Raw genomic sequence first — 4,121 nt, 5'->3', positions numbered from 1 at the left:
CTGATCGACTTGGACCCTGCCGTACAACCTGGCGAACACTTGAGCCTGGTGCAGACCGACCCGAGCGGTAACGCTTCGGTTGCCTTTGAATACGATGTGCCACAGACCACCGCGCCAGCCAGCCCGAGCGGCTTGGCCATCGACGCCGACGGCACCACCCTCACCGGTACCGCCCCAGCCGGCAGCCGCGTGGAAGTGCACGATGCCAATGGCACGCTGATCGGCAGCGCCATTGCTGGTGCCGACGGCACCTTCACTCTCGAACTCAACCCGGCCCAGGCCAACGGCGAACTGCTGGACGTAGTCGCCATTGATGACACAGGGCTGTCGTCCCTGCCTGCGCAGATCACCGCGCCAGACATCACCGCGCCGGCCGCACCGAGTGAGCTGGCCGCCAGCGCTGACGGCACTGTCGTCACTGGCCGCGCCGAACCCGGCAGCACCGTGCGTATTCTTGCCGCCGACGGCACCGAACTGGGCAGCGCCCTGGTCGGCCCGACCGGCGTGTTCAACATCACCCTCGCTCCGCCGCAAGTCGATGGCGAAGTACTGCAAGCCACCGCAACCGACGCCGCAGGCAATACCTCGACAGCCAGCTCCGTCACCGCACCCGATATAGACGGCGGCGACACCACGCCGCCTGACGCCCCTGTTGATCTAGTGATCGGCCTCGCGGGCCATCAACTCACTGGCCGTGGCGAAGCGGGCACTACCGTGCAGGTGCGCGATGCTGCCGGTAATGTACTGGCGACCGGCACCGTCGGTGCAGATGGCACCTTCGTGATCGCGCTTGATCCTGCCGTGATCGACGGCAGTACCTTGCAGGTCACCCTGACCGATGCCGCTGGCAACGTTTCGCAGCCTGGCTCAGTCGCTTCGCAAGACCTGCTGCCACCGGCACAACCGACCGACCTGGCCCTGGCCGAAGGCGTAACGCTTACCGGTCGCGGCGAGCCTGGCGCCACTGTTCAAGTTCGCGACGCAGCGGGCACAGTGATCGGCACCGGCCTGGTAGGCGTAGATGGCAGCTTCAGCCTGACGCTCTCCCCAGCTCAGGCCAATGGCGAGGCGCTGGATATCCGCCAGGTGGATGCCGCAGGCAACAGCTCTGCTCCGCTGCAATTCAATGTCCCAGACATCACCCCCCCGGATGCCGTCAGCAACATCGTGGTCGGCCCTGGCGGCCTGGTACTGGGCGGTCGTGGCGAAGCGGGCGCCACCGTGGAAGTACGCGACGCCGATGGCAACCTGCTTGGCCGCGGTGTAGTCGGCGCCAACGGTACGTTCCTGATCAACCTGGACCCGGCTGCGCAACCGGGCGAACAGCTGAGCCTGGTACAGGTTGACCCAAGCGGCAACGCGTCGGCCGTGGTGGCGTTCGATGTCCCTCTGACGACCGCACCCGCCAGCCCGAGTGGCCTGGCCATCGATGCCGACGGCACCACCCTCACCGGTACCGCCCCAGCCGGCAGCCGTGTGGAAGTGCATGATGCCAATGGCACGCTGATCGGCAGCGCCATTGCCGGTGCCGACGGCACCTTCACTATCGAGCTCAATCCAGCCCAGGCCAACGGCGAACTGCTGGACCTAGTCGCCATCGATGACACGGGGCTGTCGTCCCTGCCTGCACAAATCACCGCGCCAGACATCACCGCGCCGACCGCACCGAGCGAGCTGGCTGTCAGCGCTGACGGCACGGTTATCACTGGCCGCGCCGAACCGGGCAGCACCGTACGTATTCTTGCCGCCGACGGCACCGAACTGGGCAGCGCGCTGGTCGGCCCGACTGGTGTGTTCAACATCACCCTCAACCCGCCTCAGGTCGATGGTGAAACGCTGCAAGCCACGGCGACCGACGCCGCTGGCAACACTTCGCTTACCAGCTCGGTCATCGCGCCGGACATCGACGGGGTCGACACTACGCCACCGAGCGCACCGACCAATCTGGTGATCGGCCTTGCCGGCACTCAGCTCAGCGGCCGTGGCGAAGCGGGCACCACCGTGCAGGTGCGTGACGTCGCCGGCAATGTGCTGGCGACCGGGACCGTGGCTGCAGACGGCACCTTCGTGATCGCGCTTGACCCTGCCGTGATCGACGGCAGCACCTTGCAAGTGACCCTGACCGATGCCGCAGGCAACGTTTCGCAGCCGGGTTCGGTCGCCTCGCAAGACCTGCTGCCACCGGAACAACCAACCGACCTGGCCCTGGCCGAAGGCGTGACCCTTACCGGTCGCGGCGAACCAGGCGCCACGGTGCAGGTGCGTGACGCCGCAGGCAACGTGATTGGTACCGGCCTGGTCAATGCGGATGGCAGCTTCAGCCTGACGCTTGCTCCGGCTCAAGCTAATGGCGAGGCACTGGATATCCGCCTGGTGGATGCTGCTGGCAATACCTCCGCCCCGCTGCAGTTCGATGCCCCGGACATTACGCCGCCTGCTGCAGTAAGCGATATTGTCGTCGGCGCTGGCGGCCTGATGCTGAGCGGTCGCGGCGAAGCCGGGGCCAGTGTTGAAGTGCGTGATGCCGACGGCAATGTAATCGGCACCGGCACGGTGGCCGCCAATGGTACCTTCATCATCGACCTCGACCCCGCCGTACAACCTGGCGAACAGCTGAGCCTGGTGCAGACCGACCCGAGCGGCAATGCTTCGGTTGCCTTTGAATACGATGTGCCCCTGATCACCGCGCCAGCCAGCCCGAGCGACCTGGCCATCGACGCCGACGGCACCACCCTCACCGGTACCGCGCCGGCCGGCAGCCGTGTCGAAGTTCACGATGCCAATGGCACACTGATCGGCAGCGCCATTGCCGGTGCCGACGGTACCTTCACCCTCGAACTCAACCCGGCCCAGGCCAACGGCGAACTGCTGGACGTAGTCGCCATCGATGACACGGGGCTGTCGTCCCTGCCTGCGCAGATCAATGCGCCAGACATCACCGCACCGGCCGCACCTGCCGAATTGGCCGTCAATGCCAACGGCACCGTCATCACTGGCCGCGCCGAACCGGGCAGTACCGTGCGTATTCTTGCTGCCGACGGCACCGAGCTGGGCACTGCCCTAGTCGGCCCGACTGGCGTGTTCAACATCACCCTCGCTCCGCCGCAAGTCGATGGCGAAGTGCTGCAAGCCACCGCAACCGACGTTGCGGGCAATACCTCGACAACCAGTTCCGTCACCGCGCCGGATATCGACGGCGGTGATACCACGCCACCGGAGGCACCGACCAACCTGGTAATCGGCCTCGCTGGCGCGCAGCTTAGCGGCCGCGGCGAAGCAGGTACCACCGTTCAGGTACGTGATGCTGCCGGAAATGTACTGGCGACCGGCACCGTCGGTGCAGACGGCACCTTCGTGATCGCGCTTGACCCTGCCGTGATTGACGGCAGCACCCTGCAAGTCACCCTGACCGACGCTGCCGGCAACGTTTCGCCACCGGGCTCGGTCGCGTCGCAAGACTTGCTGCCACCGGCGCAGCCGACTGACCTGGCCCTGGCCGAAGGCGTAACCCTTACCGGTCGCGGCGAACCAGGCGCCACTGTTCAGGTTCGCGACGCCGCAGGCACCGTGATCGGCACCGGCCTGGTCGGCGCCGATGGCCTGTTCAGCGTCACCCTCGCCCCCGCTCAGGCGAACGGCGAGGCGTTGGACATCCGTCAACTGGACGCTGCTGGCAACAGCTCGGCCCCGCTGCAGTTCGATGCCCCGGATATCACGCCGCCTGGCGCAGTAAGCGATATTGTCGTCGGCGCTGGCGGCCTGGTGCTGAGCGGTCGCGGCGAAGCCGGGGCCAGCGTCGAAGTGCGTGATGCCGACGGTAATGTGATCGGCACCGGTACCGTGGCCGCCAATGGCACCTTCATCATCAACCTCGACCCTGCCGTGCAACCTGGCGAGCAGCTGAGCCTGGTGCAGACCGACCCGAGCGGCAACGCTTCGGTGGCCTTCGAATACGACGTACCGCTGACCACCGCACCGGCCAGCCCGAGCGGCCTGGCCATCGATGCCGACGGCACCACCCTCACCGGTACCGCCCCAGCCGGCAGCCGTGTGGAAGTGCATGATGCCAATGGCACGCTGATCGGCAGCGCCATTGCCGGTGCCGACGGCACCTTCACCCT

At 66.6% G+C, this 4,121-nt stretch carries 1 protein-coding gene; it reads left to right on the top strand.

Annotated elements, in window-relative coordinates:
• Nucleotides 1-4,121, top strand: a 4,121-nt coding sequence (locus CKW22_RS27790) for an Ig-like domain-containing protein (protein ID WP_256577289.1), incomplete at both ends; no start/stop codon positions are given.

This window comes from Pseudomonas sp. Irchel s3f19, from assembly GCF_900187555.1.
Classification (GTDB): Bacteria; Pseudomonadota; Gammaproteobacteria; order Pseudomonadales; family Pseudomonadaceae; genus Aquipseudomonas; species Aquipseudomonas capeferrum.
This window is presented reverse-complemented; position numbering and strand designations above follow the sequence as displayed.